Source organism: Pseudomonas sp. SK2 (genome assembly GCF_016772395.1).
GTDB classification, from domain to species: Bacteria; Pseudomonadota; Gammaproteobacteria; order Pseudomonadales; family Pseudomonadaceae; genus Aquipseudomonas; species Aquipseudomonas taiwanensis.
This window is the reverse complement of the sequence record NZ_CP061944.1, coordinates 1,417,239-1,439,100: the sequence shown is the minus strand read 5'-3', so window position 1 is coordinate 1,439,100 and position 21,862 is coordinate 1,417,239. Positions and strand designations below refer to the sequence as shown.

Genomic DNA, 21,862 nt, shown 5'->3' with positions numbered 1-21,862 from the left:
GCTGCGGCCCTTTCACGACGCAAGGCCACTCCCCATGGGCCACATGGGCCGTGAAATGCACTGTAAAATCCGACTGGGCGGCGATGTTCAGCGAACTTGAGCCAGGCGTGCATTCCTTGCCCGCCACCCGGCCACCAGCGACGGCCCCAACGCCACCAGCGCCGAACCGATCACCACCGTCACCGCCCCCACATAGCCCAGGCCATTGATCTCCTCGGCGTGGACATGGTCCGGCCATACCCAGGCCGCCGCCGCAACCGCCACGAAGGTTACCAACGGAGTCAGCGCCAGCGTGGCACTGACCTTCGACGCTTCCCAATGGGCCAAGGCCTCGGCAAAGGCGCCATAGGCCACCAGGGTATTCAGGCAGCAGGCCAGCAGCAGCCAGCCTTGCACCGGCGAAAGCGCAAGCGCCTCCAGCGGGTGTACCCAGGGGGTGAGCAACGCCGCGCAACCCAGATAGATCACCATCATCACCTGCTGCGAATTCCACACCGTCAGCAGCTGCTTCTGGCTCAAGGCATAGAACACCCAGATGCTGGTGGCCAGGATGATGGTCAGTACGCCAGTGGTGTAGACACCCAGCGAGGTCAGCAGCTCTTCCAGCCGCTGGTTGAAGAACAGGCCAAAGCCTGCCAGCAGAATCAGCAAACCAATGCCCTGCCCCAGGCTGAACCGCTCCTTGAACACGAACACGCTGGCCACCAGCAACAGCACTGGCCCAAGCTGCACCACCAGTTGCGCAGTGCCGGGGCTGAGCAACTTGAGGCCGATCAGGTAGAGCACGTAGTTGCCCATCAAGCCACCGATGGCAACCACCACCAGGCCCTTGCCCTTGCGCCCCAGCTTGCCGAACGAGGGTAGCCGCCGCTGGGCCGACAGCCAGGCGAACAGTAGCCCGCCCGACACCAGCAGGCGGTACCAGGTGACGGTGACCGGATCGACCACTTGCAGCACCTGCTTCAACTTGATCGGCAATATGCCCCAGAGCAGCGCCGTCAACAGGGCCAGGAACAGTCCATAGCCCCAGCGGCCGGAAGTGGTGTGCATAGTGTCCTCGAACGAGCCCGTGGTGGGGGTAGGTAGGATTCTACGGGTTTACAGGCCTGAGTCTGCGGCGTGTGGCGAGAAAAGAATTCATCAGGTCATTCTTGCAAGGCATGGCTTGATGGATGGGCCAGCCATGCCCCACGACGCCTGAGGAAGCAGGTTGCACGAGGAGGCCCGCCCAGCCAACCTCCCCTTTCCGCTATTTCTTGTCTTTGGCGAACGCAGCTTCCAACGCGTCATTGAGAGTGCGCAACACCTTCACTCGTGCCCAGCGCTTGTCATTGGCTTCCACCAGTGTCCACGGCGCGATCTCGCTGCTGGTACGGTCGACCATGTCGCCCACTGCTTCGCTGTAGACGCCCCACTTCTCGCGGTTGCGCCAGTCCTCCTCGGTGATCTTGTAGCGCTTGAACGGAATCTGCTCGCGCTCCTCGAAGCGCTCCAGCTGGGTCTGCTGGTCGATGGCCAGCCAGAACTTGACCAACACCACGCCGGCATTGACCAGTTGCTCTTCGAAATCGTTGATCTCGCCATAGGCGCGCATCCAGTCGGCCGGTGTGCAGAACCCTTCGACCCTTTCCACCAGCACGCGTCCATACCACGACCGGTCGAAGATGGTGAACTTCCCCCGTGCCGGAATGTGCCGCCAGAAGCGCCACAGGTACGGCTGGGCGCGCTCTTCTTCGGTGGGCGCGGCGATCGGCACGATGCGGTACTGACGGGGGTCGAGCGCGGCAGCCACGCGGCGTATGGCCCCGCCCTTGCCGGCGGCATCGTTTCCTTCGAACACCGCGACCAGGGCATGCCGGCGCATGCGCTTGTCCCGCAGCAGGCCGGCCAGGCGTGCCTGCTCGGTGACCAGCTGTTCCTGGTAGTCGCTCTTGTCCAGCCGCCGGGTCAGGTCCAGGGCGCCGATCAGGCTGCGCTGGTCGATGCTACGCCCCAGCGGCGCCACGTTGCCCTGGTGCTTGCCCTTGGGGTTGATGGCCAGCGCCGCTTGCAGGCTGTCGAGCAGGATGCGCCCCACCGCCAGGCTGCGGTAGTAGGGGTCGACGCCTTCGATGACATGCCAGGGCGCATAGTCGCGGCTGGTGCGGCGCAGCACACGCTCGCCAAAGCGAACGAAGCGGTCATAGGTCTCCGACTGCTGCCAGTCCAGCGGGCTGATGCGCCAACTGTGCAGCGGGTCGTCCTTGAGCGCCTTGAGCCGGGCCTTCATCTGTTTCTTGGACAGGTGGAACCAGAACTTGATGATCAGCGCGCCTTCATCGCAGAGCATCTGCTCCAGGCGCTCGGCACCCGTGATCGCCTGGTCGAGCACGGCATCCTTGAACAAGCCATGGACCCGCCCCTGAAGCATCTGGCTGTACCAGTTGCCGAAGAAGACGCCCATGCGTCCCTTGGGCGGCAAGGCGCGCCAGTAGCGCCAGGCCGGTGGACGGGCCAGCTCTTCGTCGGTCTGCTGGTCGAAGGTCAGCACGTCGATCAGGCGCGGGTCCATCCACTCGTTCAGCAGCTTCACCGTCTCGCCCTTGCCGGCGCCTTCGATGCCGTTGATCAGCACGATCACCGGAAAGCGCGCCTGCTGCTTGAGCTCGTACTGGGCTTCGAGCAAGGCTTCACGCAGGGCCGGTACCTCGGCCTCGAAGGTTTCCTTGTCGATGCTGTGACCGATTTCCGCGGATTCGAACATGGCTGCGCTGGCTCCTTGCATTGGATAGACAAGACTAGCGGATTTGCGCCACCTGCACTGGCTCTATCGAGGTGCTTGCCGGCGAGGACTGCGCAACGCCGGCAGATGGCATAAAATCCCCCCTTCGCGACAACCCGAGCCCACCATGTCCACCCTCCTCCAGCACGCCCAGATCGACTGGGACGACCAGGGCCGCCCCCATTCGCGGCAGTACGACGATGTGTATTTCTCGAAGAACGAAGGCATCGAGGAAACCGTGCACGTGTTCATCGAACAGAACCGTCTGCGTCAGCGCTTCGCCAACCTGGAACCTCAAGCCTGCCTGGTGATCGGTGAGACGGGGTTCGGTACCGGCCTGAATTTCTTCTGCGCCTGGCAGTTGTTCAGGCAGCACGCCCCCGTCACGGCGCGCCTGCATTTCGTCAGTGTCGAAAAGTACCCGCTCGCCCCTGCCGACATGGCCCGCGCGGTACGCCTGTGGCCGGAGCTGGCGGCCTGCACCGAGCCGTTCCTGAAGCAGTACGTGGCGGTGCACCAGGGGTTTCAGCCGTTCACCTTCGACGATGGCCGTGTCACCCTCACCTTGTTGATCGGCGACGTGCTGGAGCAACTGCCGCAGCTCGATGCCAAGGTCGATGTGTGGTTCCTGGATGGCTTCGCCCCGGCGAAGAACCCCGACATGTGGACCCCTGAGCTGTTCGCGCAACTGGCCCGGCTGTCGTACCCAGGTACCACGCTGGGCACCTTCACCACCACCGGCTGGGTACGCCGTGGGCTGGTGGAAGCGGGCTTCGCCATGAAGAAGGTGCCCGGCATCGGCAAGAAATGGGAAGTGATGAGCGGCGAATTCGGCGGCCTCGCGGCAAGCACGCAAACCCCACCCTGGTATGCCCGACCACCGGCTATCGACGGCCCGCGCGAGGCGCTGGTGATCGGCGCGGGGCTGGCCGGCAGTGCCAGCGCCGCCAGCCTCGCCGCCCGCGGCTGGCAGGTCACGGTGCTGGAACGCCACGATGCCGCGGCCCGGGAAGCTTCCGGAAACCCCCAAGGGGTGCTGTACCTGAAACTGTCCGCCCACGGCACCGCCCTGTCGCAGATGATCCTCTCTGGCTTCGGTTACACCCGGCGACAATTGGAGCGCCTGCAACGCGGCGAGGCGTGGGACAGCTGTGGGGTTTTGCAATTGGCGTTCGACGCCAAGGAGGCCGAGCGCCAGCAGAAACTCGCCGACGCCTTCGACAGCAGCCTGCTGCACAGCCTTGAGCGCGCCGAAGCCGAGGCGGTTGCCGGCGTCGCGCTGCCAGCGGGCGGGTTGTTCTATCCGGAAGGCGGTTGGGTACACCCCCCCGCGCTGTGCCAGGCACAGTTGCAGCACCCCGGCATTCGCGTGTTGACGCATCATGAGGTGATCGAGCTGCGCAAGACCAATGGCCTGTGGCAGGCCTGGAATGGCGAACGCCTGCTGGCCAGCGCGCCAGTGGTGGTGTTGGCCGGTGCTGCTGACGTGCGTCGCTTCGAACCTTGCGCCGGGCTGCCGCTCAAGCGTATCAGGGGGCAGATCACCCGCCTGCCGGCGACCGACAGCAGCCGAGCGCTGCGCACGGTCGTGTGTGCCGAGGGCTACGTGGCACCGCCGCGTGGCGACGAACACACCTTGGGCGCCAGTTTCGATTTCCATAACCAGGACCTGGCGCCGACCCTGGCCGAGCACCAAGGCAACCTGGCGCTGTTGGATGAGATCTCCGTGGATCTGGCCCAACGTCTGGCTACCGCCGACCTCGACCCCGCGCAGCTGCAGGGGCGAGCCGCGTTCCGCTGTACCAGCCCGGATTACCTGCCGATCGTCGGGCCTGTGGCCGAGCCGCAGGCGTTCAACGAGGCCTACGCGGTGCTGGGCAAGGATGCGCGGCAGGTGCCGGACGTGCCGTGTCCGTGGGTCGAAGGGCTGTACGTGAACAGCGGGCATGGGTCGCGCGGGCTGATTACCGCGCCGCTTTGCGGGGAACTGGTGGCGGCTTGGGCAAGCGGTGAGCCATTGCCAGTGCCACAGGCAGTGGCACAGGCTTGTCATCCGAATCGGTTCGCGTTGCGCCGGTTGATTCGGGGAACGTGATGGGCGGGTTGCCGATCGATGGGGTGCGTCTGTGGGATCGGGCGCGACCCGCGCGGCGTATCGCGAGCACGGCTCGCTCCTGGCGCGGTGTGTAAGCGCAGCGGGCTGCATATAACAGATCGTTCTAAAACTCTCACAATCCCCTCCGGTCAGTTTCTGGTACACGCCCTTCACAGGGCACTGATTCCCCAACGGAAAAACCGGTAAGGACCTATGTGCGGATTAGCAGGAGAGTTACGTTTCACCCCCCTCGACCAAGCCCCTCGCCCGGCCGACCTGGCCGCGGTAGAGCGCATCACTCATCACCTGGCGCCCCGAGGCCCCGATGCCTGGGGTTTCCATAGCCAAGGCCCGATCGCCCTCGGCCACCGTCGGCTGAAGATCATGGACCTGTCCGATGGCTCGGCCCAGCCCATGGTCGACAACACCCTGGGGCTGTCGCTGGCGTTCAACGGCGCCATCTACAACTTCCCCGAGTTGCGCCAAGAGCTGCAGGACCTGGGCTACACCTTCTGGTCCGACGGCGACACCGAGGTGCTGCTCAAGGGCTATCACGCCTGGGGCGCCGCCTTGCTGCCCAAGCTCAACGGGATGTTCGCCCTGGCTATCTGGGAGCGCGATCAGCAGCGCCTGTTCCTGGCCCGCGACCGCCTGGGCGTCAAGCCGCTGTACCTGTCTCGCAACGGTGAGCGCCTGCGCTTCGCGTCGACGCTGCCTGCGCTGCTCAAGGGCGGCGACATCGATCCGATGATCGACCCGGTCGCCCTCAACCACTACCTGAACTTCCACGCCGTGGTGCCGGCGCCACGCACACTGCTGGCCAACGTGCAGAAACTGGAACCGGGCACCTGGATGCGTATCGACCGCCATGGCGAAGTCGAGCGCCAGACCTGGTGGCAGCTGCACTATGGGCCGAACCTGAATGAGCGGGAGCTCGACCTTGAAGGCTGGACCACCCGGGTGCTCGATGCCACCCGCGAGGCGGTGGCCATTCGCCAACGCGCCGCGGTGGATGTCGGAGTGCTGCTTTCCGGTGGGGTCGACTCCAGCCTGCTGGTCGGCCTGCTGCGTGAAGTCGGCGTGGACGACCTGTCGACCTTCTCCATCGGTTTCGAGGACGCAGGCGGCGAGCGCGGCGACGAGTTCCAGTACTCCGACCTGATTGCCAAGCACTACGGCACCCGACACCACAAGCTGCGCATCGCCGAACAGGAAATCATCGAGCAGTTGCCGGCCGCCTTCCGTGCCATGAGCGAACCGATGGTCAGCCACGACTGCATCGCTTTCTACCTGCTGTCGCGCGAAGTGGCCAAGCACTGCAAGGGCGTGCAGAGCGGCCAGGGCGCCGACGAGCTGTTCGCCGGCTACCATTGGTACCCGCAGCTGGAGGGCGCCCAGGATCCTTACAGCGCCTACCGCGACGCGTTCTTCGATCGCAGCCATGCCGAGTATCGCGACACGGTACAGGCCCCCTGGTTGCTGGAAACCGACGTTGCCGGCGACTACGTGCGTGAACACTTCGCCCGGCCAGGTGCCGCCGATGCCGTCGACAAGGCCCTGCGCCTTGACAGCACGGTGATGCTGGTGGACGACCCGGTCAAGCGCGTCGACAACATGACCATGGCCTGGGGCCTGGAAGCCCGAACGCCGTTCCTGGATTACCGTCTGGTCGAGCTTTCGGCGCGCATACCGGCCCGCTTCAAGCTGCCCGATGGCGGCAAGCACGTGCTCAAGCATGCCGCGCGGCGAGTTATCCCCCATGAGGTGATCGACCGCAAGAAAGGTTACTTTCCCGTACCGGGCCTCAAGCATTTGCAAGGCGCGACCTTGGACTGGGTGCGCGAACTGCTGACTGACCCCAGCCAGGACCGTGGACTGTTCAACCCTGCCATGCTCGACCGCCTGCTGAGTAACCCTCACGGCCAACTGACCCCGCTGCGTGGCTCCAAGCTGTGGCAACTGGCAGCCCTGAACCTGTGGCTCAGCGAACAAGGAATCTGACCGATGAAAGCTCACGAAATCGCTTACGGTCAGCGCCTGCTGCGTGGCCAGTCGCCGTCCTATGAGCGCCTGCAGGCGCGCCTGGCCGGTGACGGCAGCGAACCCCACGACCAGCCCCGGGCACTGCACTGCGGCTGGGGCCGCCTGCTGATCGGCCACACCTTCCCGGATGCCCCGAGCCTTGCCGAGGCGCTGCAGGAGGAGCGCCCCGGCGAGCGCGATATCGCCTTGTACGTGGCCGCGCCCCAGCAAGTGCTGGCCCAGGCGCCGCAGCATCTGTTCCTCGACCCTTCCGACACCCTGCGTCTGTGGTTTACCGACTACCGTCCGGCACAGCGGGTATTCCGCGGGTTTCGTATCCGCCGGGCGCAAAGCGAAACTGACTGGCAGGCCATCAACGGCCTGTACCAGGCGCGAGGCATGCTGCCGATCCAGGCCGAGCGACTGACGCCGCGCCACCTGGGCGGGCCGGTCTACTGGCTGGCCGAAGATGAAGACAGTGGTGCGGTGATTGGCAGCGTGATGGGCCTGAACCATGCCAAGGCCTTCGACGACCCGGAATTGGGCAGCAGCCTGTGGTGCCTGGCGGTTGACCCGCAGTGCAGCCGTCCAGGCGTCGGCGAAGTCCTGGTGCGTCACCTGATCGAGCACTTCATGAGCCGTGGCCTGGCCTACCTTGACCTGTCGGTGTTGCACGACAACCGTCAGGCCAAGCGCCTTTACCAGAAGCTTGGGTTCCGCAACCTGCCAACCTTCGCGGTCAAACGCAAGAACGGCATCAACCAGCAACTGTTCCTGGGCCCCGGCCCCGAGGCCGAGCTCAACCCCTATGCCCGGATCATCGTCGATGAAGCCTACCGACGCGGCATCGAGGTGCAGGTGGACGATGCCGCCCATGGGCTGTTCACCCTTAGCCTGGGCGGGCGGCGGGTGCGTTGTCGCGAGTCGCTGAGCGACCTCACCAGCGCGCTGAGCATGACCCTCTGCCAGGACAAGTGCCTCACCCGCCAGGCGCTGCACGCTGCCGGATTGCAGGTGCCGGTGCAGCAGCTGGCTGGCAACGCCGACGACAACCTGGCGTTTCTCGAAGAGCATGGGGCGGTGGTGGTCAAGCCGGTCGATGGCGAGCAAGGCCAAGGGGTGGCGGTCAACCTGACCACCTACGACGAGGTTTGCCAGGCTGTAGACCAAGCCCGCCGCTTCGACAGCCGCGTGCTGCTGGAAAGCTTCCACCCCGGCCACGACCTGCGCATCGTAGTGATTGGCCATGAAGTGGTCGCGGCGGCCATTCGTCATCCGGCCCAGGTGATCGGCGACGGCAAGCACAGCGTCAAGCAGCTGATCGACGCCCAGAGCCGCCGTCGCCAGGCCGCTACCGGTGGCGAAAGCCGTATTCCCATGGACGATGAAACCGAGCGCACCTTGCGCGACGCAGGCCTGGACTACGCCAGCGTGCTGCCTGCCGGCCAGCGCCTGGCTGTGCGTCGCACCGCCAACCTGCACACAGGCGGCACCCTGGAGGATGTGACCGAACGCCTGCACCCGGTGCTGGCCGATGCGGCCGTGCGGGCTGCCCGCGCGCTGGAGATTCCGGTGGTTGGCCTTGACCTTATGGTGCGCGATGCCGCGCAGCTGGACTACGTGATCATCGAGGCCAACGAGCGGGTTGGCCTGGCCAACCATGAACCGCAACCCACTGCCGAACGCTTCGTCGACTTGCTGTTTCCGCATAGCCGGCCATTAGGGTCTTCATGAAACGTCTCGAGACGAAGGTCAGGCAAGGCGAAAACAGCCGAGGAAGCGGCGTTTACGGGTTGTAAATGAGCATTGCGAGGCTGTTTTCAACGCAGCATCACCGAGTATCAAGGCTGTTCGTACAGAGCCTAGCCTGAGTGGATGAATTTCAGCGCCTGTGCCGGCCTCTCCGCTCCTGCCCTGAACCTGTGGGAGCGGGTTTACCGGTGAAGAAGCCGGCATGGCCCATACAACGATCAGAGGAGTGCACATGCCCGAACCCGATCTGGACTACCTCAAGCGCGTGCTGCTGGAGATGCTTGCCATCCCCAGCCCCACCGGATTCACCGACACCATCGTGCGCTACGTGGCCGAACGCCTGGATGAACTGGGCATCCCCTACGAGCTGACCCGACGCGGCACCATCCGTGCCACCCTCAAGGGCCGGCAGAACTCCCCCGACCGCGCCGTCTCGGCGCATCTGGACACCATCGGCGCCAGCGTGCGGCAACTGCAGGACAACGGCCGCCTGGCCTTGGCGCCCGTGGGTTGCTGGTCCAGCCGGTTCGCCGAAGGCAGCCGGGTCAGTGTGTTCACCGACACCGGTGTCTACCGCGGCAGCGTGCTGCCGCTGATGGCCAGCGGTCACGCCTTCAACACCGCCATCGACCAGATGCCCGTGAGCTGGGAACACGTCGAGGTGCGCCTGGATGCCTATTGCGCCACACGGGCCGACTGCGAGGCGCTGGGCCTGGCCATCGGTGATTTCGTTGCCTTCGACCCACTGCCGGAGTTTACCGAAAGTGGCCATATCAGCGCCCGCCACCTGGATGACAAGGCCGGCGTGGCGGCCTTGCTGACCGCCCTCAAGGCGGTGGTCGACAGTGGACGACAGCCGCTGATCGACTGCCATCCGCTGTTCACCATCACTGAGGAAACCGGCTCCGGCGCCGCCGCCGCCCTGCCCTGGGACGTGAGCGAATTCGTCGGCATCGACATCGCGCCAGTCGCGCCCGGCCAGGCATCGAGCGAGCATGCGGTAAGCGTCGCCATGCAGGACTCCTCCGGTCCCTACGACTACCATCTGTCGCGCCACCTGCTGAAACTGGCCGGAGACCAATGCCTGCCGGTGCGGCGCGATGTGTTCCGCTACTACTTCAGCGACGCCCATTCGGCAGTCACCGCCGGGCACGATATCCGCACCGCGCTGGTGGCCTTCGGCTGTGACGCCACCCACGGCTATGAGCGCACCCATATCGACAGCCTGGCCGCGCTCAGCCGCTTGTTGTCGGGCTACCTGCTCAGTCCGCCGGTGTTCGCCAGCGACTCGCAGCCGGCCAATACCTCGCTCGAGCGCTTCAGCCACCAACTGGAGCACGATGCGCAAATGGAGAGCGACACCCGGGTGCCCGCGGTGGACAGCCTGATCGGCAACAAAGGTTGAAGTGGGGCGGCCTTGCGTCGCGATGGGCCGCACAGCGGCCCCCCACTTCCTGAGGTTTCGCGTAGCATGCCCGTACCTACGCTCCTGGAAACGCACCTGACATGCTGATCCCCTACGACCAACTGCAAGCCGACACACTGACCCGCCTGATCGAAGACTTCGTGACCCGCGACGGCACCGACAACGGTGACGATACCCCGCTGGAAACCCGCGTGCTGCGGGTGCGCCAAGCGCTGGCCAAAGGGCAGGCGTTCATTCTCTTCGATCCCGAGAGCCAGCAGTGCCAGCTGCTGGCCCGCCACGATGTGCCACAGGAATTGCTCGACTGACCGTCAAAGCGTGTGCAGCTTGGGTTGCTCGCCGGCCTTGATGCGCTTATAGACCTCACTGCGGTGCACCGCCACTTCACGCGGTGCATCCACGCCCATGCGCACCACGTGGTCCCGTACCTCCACCACCTTGATCCGAATGTCGTCACCGATGGTGATGACCTCGCCGATTTCACGCGTAATGACCAACATGCTCCGATCCTCCAGCGACAGGGAAAACTGGAGACTGCATCGGGTACATTAGGCTACTCAACGCCTTGACCGAAATTCAGAACAACCCTACACGATGTGGTAAATCGCCCTACAGACAACCCTCACGGTCAGCGGCTTTGAGCCTTGGCTCGCATCTTCACCGCCATTTCCGCCATCTCGTCATACAGCCGCTCCGGGGCCTGGCGTTTGAGTTGCCAGGCCTGGCGGCCCGCTTCGTGAGGCAGGATCAGGAATTCCCCGGCTGCCACCTGCCGATGGATATGCTCGGCAATCTGGGCGGCGCTGATCGGCGAGCCTTCCAGCAGCTTGCCGACCTGGGCCTTCATGGCCGGGTCCGGCCCACGGAAAGAATCGAGCAGGTTGGTCTGGAAGAACGACGGACATACCACATGAACCGCCACCTCGACCTGGCGCAGTTCGACCAGCAGACTCTCCGAAAGCGCTAACACACCGGCCTTGGCCACGTTGTAGTTGCTCATGCCCGGCCCCTGCATCAACGCAGCCATGGAGGCAATGTTGATGATGCGCCCCCTGCTGCGTTCGAGCAGCGGCAGGAATGCCTTGCACCCCTTGACCACGCCCATCAGGTTGACCGCGATCTGCCAGTCCCAGTCCTCCAGCGACAGCTCGGCGAAGAAGCCACCCGAGGCGACACCGGCATTGTTGACGATGACATCGATACCGCCGAGTTTCTCGTCGCAAGCCTGGGCCAGGGCGGTGAGCTGGCTGTAGTCGCGCACGTCGCAACGTTGCACGAAGCCGTCGCCACCGACCGCGCGGCACAGTTCGAGGGTTTCGCGCAGGCCGGCTTCGTTGACGTCGGCCAGCGCCAGGCGCCAGCCCTCGCGCGCCCAGCGCAGGGCGATCTCGCGGCCGAGGCCGGAACCGGCGCCGGTGATCATGATGCGGTTTTGCATGGTGGCAGGCCTTGTTCTGACAGGTGATGAGACGAGTCTAATCAAGGCGTGGGTGGCAGGCAGGGTTAATCAGGGTAGTGAATGGGGGCCCATCGCCCGCAGCAGTCAGCCTGCCGACGATGGGTGCGTGGGGCCGAACACACAAAAATGGAATCTTTCCCCTCGCCCACCAGTCCGAATTAGCAAGAGGCCAGCAGTCCGAGGCCCTTGCCCTTCAACTACCCAAGGACTCCGTTATGACCACGATCCTCATCATCATCCTGATCCTGCTCTTGATTGGTGGCTTACCGGTCTTTCCACACTCGCGCAGTTGGGGCTATGGCCCTTCCGGCATCATCGGCGTGGTGCTGGTGATTCTGCTGGTGCTATTGCTACTGGGCATGATCTAGCCGGCCTGGTACGAAAAAACCGCGATACGGGTCGCCCCGTATCGCGGTTTTTTTACATCTTCAGTGTTTAGTGGGACACAGCGCCAGAAGCCCCCAGGCCCGTTTGCGAACGAACGAACTGCGGGAAGAACAGCGCACGCTCGTCTTCGGCGGCCTTGGACTTGTCGGTGACCGAGAAGAACCAGATACCGACGAAGGCGATCAGCATCGAGAACAGCGCCGGGTACTCGTACGGGTAGACCGGTTTTTCGTGGCCGAGGATCTGCACCCAGATGGTAGGGCCGAGGATCATCAGCGTCACCGCGCTGACCAGCCCCAGCCAGCCGCCGATCATGGCGCCACGGGTGGTCAGCTTCTTCCAGTACATCGAGAGCAGCAGCACTGGGAAGTTGCAGCTGGCGGCGATGGAGAAGGCCAGGCCGACCATGAAGGCGATGTTCTGCTTCTCGAACAGAATACCCAGACCGATCGCCAGCACGCCCAGGGCGATGGTGGTGATCTTCGACACGCGGATCTCGTCCTTGTCGTTGGCCTTGCCCTTGCGCCAGACGCTGGCGTAAAGGTCATGGGACACCGCCGAGGCACCGGCCAGGGTCAGGCCGGCGACCACCGCCAGGATGGTGGCGAAGGCCACCGCCGAGATGAAGCCGAGGAACACACTGCCACCCACGGCATCGGCCAGGTGCACCGCCGCCATGTTGTTGCCGCCGATCAGGGCGCCAGCGGCGTCCTTGAAGTCTGGGTTGGTGCTGACCAGCAGGATCGCGCCGAAGCCGATGATGAAGGTCAGGATGTAGAAGTAACCGATGAAGCCAGTGGCATACAGCACGCTCTTGCGAGCTTCCTTGGCGTCACTGACGGTAAAGAAGCGCATCAGGATATGCGGCAGGCCAGCGGTACCGAACATCAGCGCCAGGCCCAGGGAGAACGCCGAGATCGGGTCCTTGACCAGGCCGCCAGGGCTCATGATCGCCTCGCCTTTGCTGTGCACCTTGATCGCTTCGGAGAACAGGGTGTTGAAGTCGAAGCCCACGTGCTTCATCACCATCAGCGCCATGAAGCTGGCACCGGACAGCAGCAGCACGGCCTTGATGATCTGTACCCAAGTGGTGGCCAGCATGCCGCCGAACAGCACGTACAGGCACATCAGGATACCCACCAAGATGACCGCGACGTGGTAGTCCAGGCCGAACAGCAGCTCGATCAGCTTGCCCGCGCCGACCATCTGCGCAATCAGGTAGAACGCCACCACCACCAGCGAACCGGATGCCGACAGGGTGCGGATCTCCTTCTGCCCGAGGCGGTAAGAAGCCACGTCGGCAAAGGTGTACTTGCCCAAGTTACGCAGCCGCTCGGCGATCAGGAACAGGATGATCGGCCAGCCGACGAGGAAACCGATCGAGTAGATCAGGCCATCGTAGCCAGAGGTGAACACCAGCGCGGAAATACCCAGGAACGAGGCTGCCGACATGTAGTCGCCGGCGATCGCCAGGCCGTTCTGGAAGCCTGTGATCTTGCCGCCGGCAGCGTAGTAGTCCGCCGCCGACTTGTTGCGTTTGGAGGCCCAGTAGGTGATGCCCAGGGTGAAAGCGACGAAGGCCACGAACATGGCGATCGCCGACACGTTCAGCGGCTGTTTCTGCACCTCGCCGGTCAGGGCATCGGCAGCCCACACGGCGGGTGCGAAAGCACCGCAGGCCAGTACGGCCAAGGCTTTGGCGTGGCGAATCATTGTTGCGCCTCCTTCAGGATGGCCTTGTTCAGCTCATCGAACTCGCCGTTGGCGCGGCGAACGTAGATGGCGGTGAGGACGAATGCCGAGACGATCAGACCGACGCCCAGGGGAATGCCCCAGGTGATCGACGACTCAGGGCTGAGCTTGGCGCCCAGAATCTGAGGACCGTAGGCGATCAGAAGGATGAAAGCGCAGTACAGGCCGAGCATGATTGCCGAGAGAACCCAGGCAAACCGTTCGCGTTTGGTGACCAGCTCCTTGAACCGCGGGCTGTTTTGTATCGAGAGGTAAATGCTGTCGTTCATTGTTTTTGTCCTAGCAGCACAGATAGGGGATGGAACCCACACCCTTACTTTATGCTGCCTTTGGACACCAACCAGACGACCTTAGTCTTAGATGCAACGGTGTTTTACAGAATCCGTAAAAAAGCTGTGCTGGTCTTGGGTCTTGCACAGGCACGTAGATAGAGCGCCGCCCGCGCGGCGCATCGCCAGCAAGGCTCGCTCCTACGTGGGTTCACGGCCAGGGAGGTCTGTCATTGCGCGCAGACCCACACGAGCGATTGGCCCGAAACAAACGCAGGAGCGAGCTTTGCTCGCGATGCGCCGCGCGGGCGGCGCTCGATCTCACAGGCGCTCAAGGATCAACGGCAAGCACCTCCCCCTACCCGTGATTACTTGCCAGTCCACTCCTTGACCCGCTCTGGGTGCTTGGCGACCCAATCCTTGGCCGCTGCCTCAGGCTTGGCCCCTTCCTGGATCGCCAGCATCACCTCGCCGATCTCGTCCTTGGACTGCCAGCTGAACTTCTTCAGGAACTCCGCCACTTCCGGTGCCTTGGTGGCCAGTTCCTTGCTGCCAATGCTGTTGACGGTCTCGGCAGCGCCGTAGACGCCTTTCGGATCTTCAAGGAACTTCAGCTTCCACTTGGCGAACATCCAGTGCGGCACCCAACCAGTCACGGCGATGGACTGCTGCTTGGCATAGGCACGGCCCAGTTCCGCGGTCATCGCCGCGCCCGAACTGGCCTGCAACTTGTAACCGGTCAGGTCGTAGTCCTTGATGGCCTGGTCGGTCTTGAGCATCACACCGGAGCCGGCGTCGATGCCGACGATTTTCTGCTTGAAGGAAGTATCGGTCTTGAGGTCGCCAATGCTCACCGCCTTGACGTACTCGGGGACGATCAGGCCGATCTTGGCATCCTTGAAGTTCGGGCCATAGTCGACCACGTTGTCCTTGTTCTTGGCCCAGTATTCGCCATGGGTCACCGGCAACCAGGCCGACAGCATGGCATCGAGCTTACCGGTGGCCACGCCCTGCCACATGATGCCAGTGGCCACGGCCTGTAGCTTCACGTCATAGCCGAGTTTTTGCTTGATTACTTCGGCGGCCACGTTGGTTGTAGCCACGCTGTCGGCCCACCCATCCACGTAACCGATGCTGACTTCTTTGGCCATTGCCTGAGCCGCGCTCATGGCCAATACCATGGCGGTGCCCACGCCCAGGAAACGACGCATTTTTGTAAAAGTAGCCATCAAAGCATTCCCTCGTCAGGTCTTGGAGATTGCATCATCTGCCTGCCACACAGGCACCCCTGCTCCATCTGCGACCTTTACCCGAACCATATGCGACAGCACTTCGCCATTAGCGCCATATCTCTGCACCGCTCTGCGCGATCCTTGCATGCCAAAGCATTGGCGCCAGGCTACTATCTATCCTTTTGTGCCTGACGATGGACCGCCTGATGCCCACTGCTGCCCGCTGGACGCTGCCTGTATACCTGCTTGCCTGCCTGCTGGCCCTCATCGGGCTTGGGGCGCTCTGGTACGGGCTTGGCAAGCCGGTGCACCTGGCCGATGCGGCGAGCCCCACGCACAAGCTGCAGTGCGCCTCGTACACCCCTTTCGACAAGGACCAGTCCCCTTTCGACCAGCCATTTCGCCTGCGCCCGGCGCGGATGGACGCCGACCTGGCGCTGCTGGCTGAACGATTCAAGTGCATCCGCACCTATTCCATGACCGGTCTTGAAGCCATTCCTGCACTGGCCCGCAAACACGGCCTGAAGGTGATGCTTGGGGCCTGGGTCAACGCCAATCCGGTGGACACCGAAAAGGAGGTGGACTTGCTCATCGCGGCGGCCAACGCCAACCCCGATGTGGTCAGCGCGGTGATCGTCGGCAACGAGGCGCTGCTGCGCAAGGAGGTCACCGGTGAACGGCTTGCGGGGTTGATCGCCAAGGTCAAGGCCCAGGTCAAGGTGCCGGTGACCTACGCCGATGTCTGGGAGTTCTGGCTACAGCATCCACAGGTGGCACCTGCAGTGGACTTCCTGACCATTCACCTGCTGCCCTATTGGGAAGATGACCCACGCGGCATAGACGATGCCCTGGCCCATGTTGCCGAGGTACGCCGCGTGTTCGGCAACCGCTTCGCCCCCAAGAACATCCTGATAGGCGAAACCGGCTGGCCCAGCGAAGGCCGCCAACGGGAAACCGCCGTGCCCAGCCGGGTCAACGAAGCACGCTTCATCCGCGGTTTCGTCGCCATGGCTGAGGCAAACGGCTGGGATTACAACCTCATCGAGGCCTTCGACCAGCCCTGGAAGCGCGCCAGCGAGGGTGCGGTGGGAGGTTACTGGGGGCTTTACGACGCCGACCGGCAGGACAAAGGCGTGCTGGAAGGGCCCGTGAGCAACCTGCCCTATTGGCCGCAGTGGCTATTGGCTTGCGGGATGCTGATGGCGGCCCTGCTACTGCTGGCCGGGCGCCCTGCGACGCCTGAGGCGGCTTTTCTGCTGCCGCTACTGGCTGCGTTTGGTGCAGCCTGCCTGGGGCTGTGGGGCGAGCTGATGCGCACCCATGCTCGGTTTGCCGGTGAATGGGTGTGGGCTTTACTGCTGGCTGCGCTGAACCTGCTGGTGCTGGTGCACGGTGTGCTGGCGCTGACGCGCCACGAAGGCTGGCGAGCGCGGCTGTTCGCCTGGTTGCAGGCGCGCGCCGGATGGCTGTTGCTCGCTGGAGGTTTCGCAGCGGCGGTCAGCATGCTGGCGATGGTGTTCGACCCACGCTACCGCAGTTTCCCCACCGCCGCGCTGGCTTTGCCGGCGGTGGTGTACCTGCTGCGGCCAGTGGCAACGGCGCGGGCGGAAGCGGCCTTGCTGGCGTTGATCGTGGGTGCTGGCGTGGCGCCGCAGCTGTTCAGGGAAGGGCTTGAAAACCAGCAGGCCTGGAGCTGGGCGGTGGTGAGTGTGCTGATGGTGGGCGCGTTGTGGCGCAGCCTGCGGCTTAGGAAGGCGTGAAACTGCAGCCCACCTTGGCATTCAACCCTTGCGCATCTCAATCCCTACCCCGCCGTACCAACCGCAACCCGGCCAAAACCACGGAGAACACCGCCATGCTGGCGGTATACAACACCAAAGCCGGAATGCCGAACAGCAGTGCCAGCACCGCCAACCACCAGCCCGCCCTGCCCGGCACCACCTGGGCGAGCAACGCCAGGCCCAGCCCGGCCCAGGCCAGTAGCTGGTAATGGATCCCCAACCCCAGCAACGCGCGCGCCTGGCACTGCCAGTACTCGCCAGGCGCCGTGCACAGCCCGACCCATTGGCTGTCTTCCATCAACCCATAGCGCACGCCGTAGCTTGCAGCCAGCCACAAGGCCAGCGCCGTGAGCAGCACAATGGCCGGCAACGAACGAGACATCCAGTTCTCCAATAGCGGTAATCGAGGGTCTTCATGATCGCCCAGGCCTAGGACTAAGGCAAAATCACATCCCGACAGCTAAGGTGCACAGAACCTGCATCGCCATAACATCTGGGGCGACAAAGACCACCGCACCGGGCAACTTTGCCCCGGATAACGTGGTCCTAGCCTGCGTACCGAATTACCTTGCGCTTTTCTGGGGGAACACATGCTTCGACCTTTGCGCCTTGCCGCCCTGCTCTGCGGCCTGCTCATGGCTGTGGCCGCGTCGGCGCGTGATATTGACGCCGCGAGCTACGGCTACCCCTTGACCAACCCGTTCGAGGCCACCATCGCCACCACGCCGCCCGAGCAGCGCCCGGCCTTGCCCAGCGACGATGACATCAACCAGGCCGATTACAGCCTGAACCTGCGCCCCGAGCGCGAATTCACCTTGCCCGACAACTTCTGGTCGGTGAAGAAACTCAAGTACCGCCTGGCCCGCCAGGACCGCGAAGCGCCGCTGATCTTCATCATCGCCGGCACCGGCGCGCCCTACTCCAGCAGCATCAACGAGTACTTGAAGAAGTTGTTCTACCAAGCCGGCTTCCATGTGGTGCAACTGTCGTCGCCCACCAGCTGGGACTTCATGAGCGCCGCCTCGCGCTTCGCCACACCGGGCGTCAGCCAGGAGGACGCCGAGGACATGTACCGGGTCATGCAGGCGGTACGTGCGCAGCACCCGCGCCTGCCAGTGAAGGACTTCTACCTCACCGGCTACAGCCTCGGTGCACTGGACGCAGCGTTCGTCAGCCACCTCGACGAAACCCGCCGCAGCTTCAACTTCAAGCGCGTGCTGCTGCTCAACCCGCCGGTCAACCTGTATACCTCGATCAACAACCTGGACAAACTGGTGCAGACCCAGGTCAAAGGCATCAACCGCAGCACCACATTCTATGAACTGATGCTGAAAAAGCTCACCCGCTACTTCCAGGAAAAAGGCTACATCGACCTCAACGATGCCCTGCTGTACGACTTCCAGCAGTCACGCCAGCACTTGTCCAACGAACAGATGGCCATGCTGATCGGCACCTCGTTCCGTTTCTCGGCAGCCGACATCGCCTTCACCTCCGACCTGATCAACCGCCGTGGCCTGATCATTCCGCCGAAGTTCCCGATCACCGAGGGCAGCAGCCTGACGCCGTTCTTCAAGCGCGCCTTGCAATGCGACTTCGACTGCTACCTGACCGAGCAGGTCATTCCCATGTGGCGGGCACGCACCGACGGCGGCAGCATCCTGCAACTGATCGACCAGGCCAGCCTCTATGCCCTGGAAGACTACCTGCGCAACAACGATAAGATCGCGGTGATGCACAATGCCGACGATGTCATCCTCGGCCCAGGCGATATCGGTTTCCTGCGCAGGGTGTTCGGTGATCGCCTGACCCTTTACCCCCATGGCGGCCATTGCGGCAACCTCAACTACCGCGTCAACAGCGACGCCATGCTGGAGTTCTTCCGTGGTTAAGAAATTGCTGCTTGTCTGCGCCCTCCTCGCTGCTGGCAACACCCTGGCGGCAGAGCGCGCGCCGCGAGCCAGCGTGATCGAGGCCGACCCGGTCGTGACCCCCGAGTCCGATGGTTTCCTCGACCCGCTGCGCGAACTGAAATTCAACCCTGGGCTCGATCAGCGCGAATTCGAGCGCTCGACCCTGGAAGCCTTGAACATCTATGACCCGCTGGAGTCGATCAACCGGCGCATCTACCACTTCAACTACCGCTTCGACCAATGGGTGCTGTTGCCGCTGGTCGACGGGTACCGCTACGTCACCCCAAGCTTCGTGCGTACCGGCGTGAGCAACTTTTTCAACAACCTGGGTGATGTGCCGAACCTGGCCAACAGCGTGCTGCAGCTGAAGGTCAAGCGCTCGGCGCAGATCACCGCGCGGCTGATGTTCAACACCATCATCGGCGTCGGCGGGCTGTGGGACCCGGCAACCAAGATGGGCCTGCCGCGTCAGAGCGAAGACTTCGGCCAGACCCTGGGGTTCTATGGCGTGCCTGACGGGCCTTACATCATGCTGCCGATCCTCGGGCCTTCGAACCTGCGCGACACCACGGGGCAGGTGGTGGACTACGTTGGCGAGCAGGCGGCCAACTACCTGAACGTTGCCGAGGCCAGTACGGACCACCCGGAAATCCTGGCACTGCGTGTGGTGGACAAGCGCTACACCACCCAATTCCGCTATGGCCAGCTGAACTCGCCGTTCGAGTACGAAAAGGTGCGGTATGTGTATACCCAGGCGCGCAAGCTGCAGATAGCGGAGTGACAGAGCAGGGGCCGCGTGCGGCCCGATCGCCGGCAAGCCGGCCGCGATGGCTCAGAGGTTGAGGAACTGGCGCAGTTCCTTGCTCTTGGCCAGCGCATCCCGCCGCCCGAGTTCGATCAGTTCACTGCAGTAACTGGCCTCGAACAGCAGATAACTCAACACCCCCGCTCCGCTGGTCCGGGTCGCGCCCGGCCCGCGCAGGAACAGCCGCAAAGCCGCAGGCAGTTCACGCCGATGCCGCGCTGCGATCTCGTCCAGCGGCTGGCTGGGCGCCACCACCAGCACATCGATCGGCGCCAGGCCCAGGCGCCGCGCGTCCAGGTGGGCCGGCAACAGGCGGCTCAGGTAATTGAGGCGCTGGAGCAGCTCGATATCGTCTTCCAGGCTGTCGATGAACGTGCTGTTGAGCATGTGCCCGCCGATCTGCGCCAAGCTGGGCTGCTGGCCACTGAACACGCGCTGGGTCGGCAGGGGCGGTGCCGGCCGCTGGGGGTTGCCGCTGACCCCCACCACCAGCACCCGGCTGGCGCCCAGGTGCAGGGCCGGGCTGATAGGGGCGGACTGACGTACCGCTCCATCACCGAAGTATTCGTCCCCCAGCCTTACCGGCGCGAACAGCAACGGGATAGACGCGCTGGCGAGCAGATGCTCAATGGTCAGGGGCGTGGGCACACCGATGCGTCGATGACGCAACCACGACTCGATGGTGCTACGGGCCTGGTAGAAGGTCACCGCCTGCCCTGACTCGTAGCCGAAAGCGGTGACCGCCACGGCGCGCAGCTGTTCGCTGGCCAGGGCATGGCCGATGCCATCCAGGTCCAAGTGCGACTGCAACAGGCGATGCAGGGGTCGGTTGTCCAGGAGCGCGACCGGCACCGGCCCTCCCAGCCCCATCAGGTTGTGCGCGACAAAACGGCTGGCCTGACGGATGACGCCAGGCCAGTCGCTGCGCAGCACCAGGTGGCTGCGCAGGTTCTGCCAGAATGCGGTGAGCCGGTGCACCGCCTCGGTGAAGCGGGTGGCGCCACTGGCCAAGGTCACGGCGTTGATGGCGCCGGCCGAGGTGCCGACGATGACCGGGAACGGATTGGGCGCACCGGGTGGCAGCAGCTCGGCGATGCCGGCCAGCACACCGACCTGATAGGCAGCACGGGCACCGCCGCCGGAAAGGATCAGGCCTGTGGTTGAGGTCATCGATTCATCCTGTCTGTTCTGACCTTAATCGCCGGAACTGGCCACACGGGAGGTCAGCGCTTTTTCTTGTCGTACAGCCGTGGCGCACCTTCAGGGCGCGACTTGAAGCGTCGGTGCGCCCACAGGTACTGCTCGGGGCACTCGCGCAGCACGCTTTCGACCCACTGGTTGATACGCAGGCAATCCGCCTCTTCGCTTTCACCAGGGAAATCGGCCAGCGGTGGATGCACCACCAGACGATAGCCGCTGCCATCTTCCAGACGCTTCTGGGTGAAGGGAATGACCTGCGCCTTGCCCAGGCGGGCGAACTTGGTGGTGGCGGTCACGGTTGCCGCCGGAATGCCGAACAGCGGCACGAACAGGCTCTGCTTGGCGCCGTAGTCCTGATCCGGTGCGTACCAGATCGCCCGGCCCGAACGCAGCAACTTGAGCATCCCGCGCACATCCTCACGCTCCACGGCCAGCGAATCGAGGTTGTGACGCTCGCGACCGCGACGCTGGATATAGTCGAACAGCGGGTTGCCGTGCTCGCGGTACATGCCGTCAATGGTGTGCGCCTGGCCGAGCAATGCGGCGCCGATTTCCAGGGTGGTGAAGTGCACGGCCATCAGGATCGCGCCCTGGCCCGCCTGCTGGGCTGCCTGCAAGTGCTCGATCCCCTCGATGTGCGCCAGGCGAGCCAGCCTGGCCTTCGGCCACCACCAACTCATGGCCATTTCGAAGAATGCGATGCCGGTGGAGGCGAAGTTGGCCTTGAGCAGACGCCGCCGTTCGTCGTCCGACAACTCCGGGAAACACAGCTCCAGATTGCGTGCGGCAATGCGCCGGCGCTCACCGGCCACCCGGTACATCAGCGCGCCCAGGGCACTGCCAAGCCACAACAGGGCACGGTAGGGCAGCTGCACCACCAGCCACAGCAGGCCCAGGCCCAGCCACAGGCCCCAGAATCGCGGGTGAAGGAAATAGGGTCGAAAACGCGGGCGTTCCATTGAAGCTTCCGGCAAGACAAAGAGCGCGCATTCTACATCGGTTCGCCGCCGG

Annotated in this window: 19 protein-coding genes; 9 read left to right on the top strand and 10 right to left on the bottom strand. The window is 63.9% G+C overall.

What is annotated here, in order from left to right:
* Nucleotides 1–87: 87 nt before the first annotated feature.
* Both IF103_RS06400 and pap read right to left on the bottom strand, forming a co-directional pair.
* Nucleotides 88–1,050 (bottom strand): DMT family transporter, encoded by a 963-nt coding sequence (locus tag IF103_RS06400; protein ID WP_023379250.1) that lies wholly within the window; start codon nucleotides 1,048–1,050, stop codon nucleotides 88–90.
* 199 nt (nucleotides 1,051–1,249) lie between these two features.
* Complete coding sequence (gene pap / locus IF103_RS06395; protein WP_023379249.1) at nucleotides 1,250–2,743, bottom strand: polyphosphate:AMP phosphotransferase; 1,494 nt, start codon at nucleotides 2,741–2,743, stop codon at nucleotides 1,250–1,252.
* A 145-nt stretch (nucleotides 2,744–2,888) separates the two neighbouring features.
* Here pap and mnmC point away from each other — a divergent pair, with 145 nt between their 5' ends.
* From mnmC to IF103_RS06370, 5 genes are all read left to right on the top strand, one after another.
* The gene (gene mnmC, locus IF103_RS06390) at nucleotides 2,889–4,856 is read left to right on the top strand and encodes a bifunctional tRNA (5-methylaminomethyl-2-thiouridine)(34)-methyltransferase MnmC2/FAD-dependent 5-carboxymethylaminomethyl-2-thiouridine(34) oxidoreductase MnmC1 (protein ID WP_023379247.1); all 1,968 of its coding nucleotides are present in this window, start codon (nucleotides 2,889–2,891) and stop codon (nucleotides 4,854–4,856) included.
* 213 nt (nucleotides 4,857–5,069) lie between these two features.
* Complete coding sequence (locus IF103_RS06385) at nucleotides 5,070–6,857, top strand: N-acetylglutaminylglutamine amidotransferase (RefSeq protein ID WP_023379246.1); 1,788 nt, start codon at nucleotides 5,070–5,072, stop codon at nucleotides 6,855–6,857.
* 3 nt (nucleotides 6,858–6,860) lie between these two features.
* Nucleotides 6,861–8,612 (top strand): N-acetylglutaminylglutamine synthetase, encoded by a 1,752-nt coding sequence (gene ngg / locus IF103_RS06380; protein ID WP_202675944.1) that lies wholly within the window; start codon nucleotides 6,861–6,863, stop codon nucleotides 8,610–8,612.
* 250 nt (nucleotides 8,613–8,862) lie between these two features.
* Nucleotides 8,863–10,035, top strand: a complete 1,173-nt coding sequence (locus tag IF103_RS06375) for an osmoprotectant NAGGN system M42 family peptidase (RefSeq protein WP_023379244.1) — start codon at nucleotides 8,863–8,865, stop codon at nucleotides 10,033–10,035.
* 101 nt (nucleotides 10,036–10,136) lie between these two features.
* Complete coding sequence (locus IF103_RS06370) at nucleotides 10,137–10,364, top strand: YheU family protein (RefSeq protein ID WP_202675943.1); 228 nt, start codon at nucleotides 10,137–10,139, stop codon at nucleotides 10,362–10,364.
* A gap of 3 nt (nucleotides 10,365–10,367) precedes the next feature.
* Here IF103_RS06370 and csrA read toward each other — a convergent pair whose 3' ends face one another.
* Both csrA and IF103_RS06360 read right to left on the bottom strand, forming a co-directional pair.
* Nucleotides 10,368–10,556, bottom strand: a complete 189-nt coding sequence (gene csrA, locus IF103_RS06365) for a carbon storage regulator CsrA (protein WP_023379242.1) — start codon at nucleotides 10,554–10,556, stop codon at nucleotides 10,368–10,370.
* Nucleotides 10,557–10,684: 128 nt separating this feature from the next.
* Nucleotides 10,685–11,494 carry an SDR family oxidoreductase gene (locus tag IF103_RS06360; RefSeq protein ID WP_023379241.1) on the bottom strand — a complete coding sequence of 270 codons (810 nt, stop codon included), beginning with the start codon at nucleotides 11,492–11,494 and terminating at the stop codon, nucleotides 10,685–10,687.
* 236 nt (nucleotides 11,495–11,730) lie between these two features.
* Between IF103_RS06360 and IF103_RS06355 the strand changes: the two genes are divergently transcribed.
* Entirely contained in the window at nucleotides 11,731–11,883 is a 153-nt protein-coding gene (locus tag IF103_RS06355; protein ID WP_003252624.1) for a DUF3309 family protein, read from the top strand.
* A 67-nt stretch (nucleotides 11,884–11,950) separates the two neighbouring features.
* Here the strand turns inward: IF103_RS06355 and IF103_RS06350 are convergent, their stop codons facing one another.
* The 3 genes from IF103_RS06350 to IF103_RS06340 all read right to left on the bottom strand — a co-directional run bounded on the left by IF103_RS06350 (nucleotide 11,951) and on the right by IF103_RS06340 (nucleotide 15,152).
* On the bottom strand, nucleotides 11,951–13,615 hold the full coding sequence (locus IF103_RS06350) for a cation acetate symporter (RefSeq protein WP_023379240.1): 1,665 nt from the start codon (nucleotides 13,613–13,615) through the stop codon (nucleotides 11,951–11,953).
* A complete protein-coding gene (locus IF103_RS06345; RefSeq protein WP_023379239.1) occupies nucleotides 13,612–13,923 on the bottom strand; it encodes a DUF485 domain-containing protein in 312 nt (103 codons plus the stop codon). The genes IF103_RS06350 and IF103_RS06345 overlap by 4 nt, the downstream gene beginning before the upstream one ends.
* Before the next feature lie 368 nt (nucleotides 13,924–14,291).
* The gene (locus tag IF103_RS06340; RefSeq protein WP_027906882.1) at nucleotides 14,292–15,152 is read right to left on the bottom strand and encodes a glycine betaine ABC transporter substrate-binding protein; all 861 of its coding nucleotides are present in this window, start codon (nucleotides 15,150–15,152) and stop codon (nucleotides 14,292–14,294) included.
* A 197-nt stretch (nucleotides 15,153–15,349) separates the two neighbouring features.
* Here IF103_RS06340 and IF103_RS06335 point away from each other — a divergent pair, with 197 nt between their 5' ends.
* A complete protein-coding gene (locus tag IF103_RS06335) occupies nucleotides 15,350–16,915 on the top strand; it encodes a glycoside hydrolase family 17 protein (RefSeq protein WP_023379237.1) in 1,566 nt (521 codons plus the stop codon).
* 37 nt (nucleotides 16,916–16,952) lie between these two features.
* On the opposite strand, the gene IF103_RS06330 is transcribed toward IF103_RS06335, so the two are convergent.
* Nucleotides 16,953–17,318: a hypothetical protein gene (locus IF103_RS06330; RefSeq protein ID WP_202675942.1), complete on the bottom strand. Its 366-nt coding sequence runs from the start codon at nucleotides 17,316–17,318 to the stop codon at nucleotides 16,953–16,955.
* 208 nt (nucleotides 17,319–17,526) lie between these two features.
* Between IF103_RS06330 and mlaY the strand changes: the two genes are divergently transcribed.
* Both mlaY and IF103_RS06320 read left to right on the top strand, forming a co-directional pair.
* Nucleotides 17,527–18,825 carry a lipid asymmetry maintenance lipase MlaY gene (mlaY, locus tag IF103_RS06325; protein ID WP_023379235.1) on the top strand — a complete coding sequence of 433 codons (1,299 nt, stop codon included), beginning with the start codon at nucleotides 17,527–17,529 and terminating at the stop codon, nucleotides 18,823–18,825.
* Nucleotides 18,818–19,627 carry an MlaA family lipoprotein gene (locus tag IF103_RS06320; RefSeq protein ID WP_023379234.1) on the top strand — a complete coding sequence of 270 codons (810 nt, stop codon included), beginning with the start codon at nucleotides 18,818–18,820 and terminating at the stop codon, nucleotides 19,625–19,627. Before mlaY ends, IF103_RS06320 begins: the two co-directional genes overlap by 8 nt.
* Nucleotides 19,628–19,678: 51 nt before the next feature.
* Here IF103_RS06320 and IF103_RS06315 read toward each other — a convergent pair whose 3' ends face one another.
* Together IF103_RS06315 and IF103_RS06310 are read right to left on the bottom strand one after the other, a co-directional pair.
* The gene (locus IF103_RS06315) at nucleotides 19,679–20,821 is read right to left on the bottom strand and encodes a patatin-like phospholipase family protein (RefSeq protein ID WP_023379233.1); all 1,143 of its coding nucleotides are present in this window, start codon (nucleotides 20,819–20,821) and stop codon (nucleotides 19,679–19,681) included.
* A gap of 53 nt (nucleotides 20,822–20,874) precedes the next feature.
* The gene (locus tag IF103_RS06310) at nucleotides 20,875–21,810 is read right to left on the bottom strand and encodes a lipid A biosynthesis lauroyl acyltransferase (RefSeq protein WP_023379232.1); all 936 of its coding nucleotides are present in this window, start codon (nucleotides 21,808–21,810) and stop codon (nucleotides 20,875–20,877) included.
* Nucleotides 21,811–21,862 lie beyond the last annotated feature (52 nt).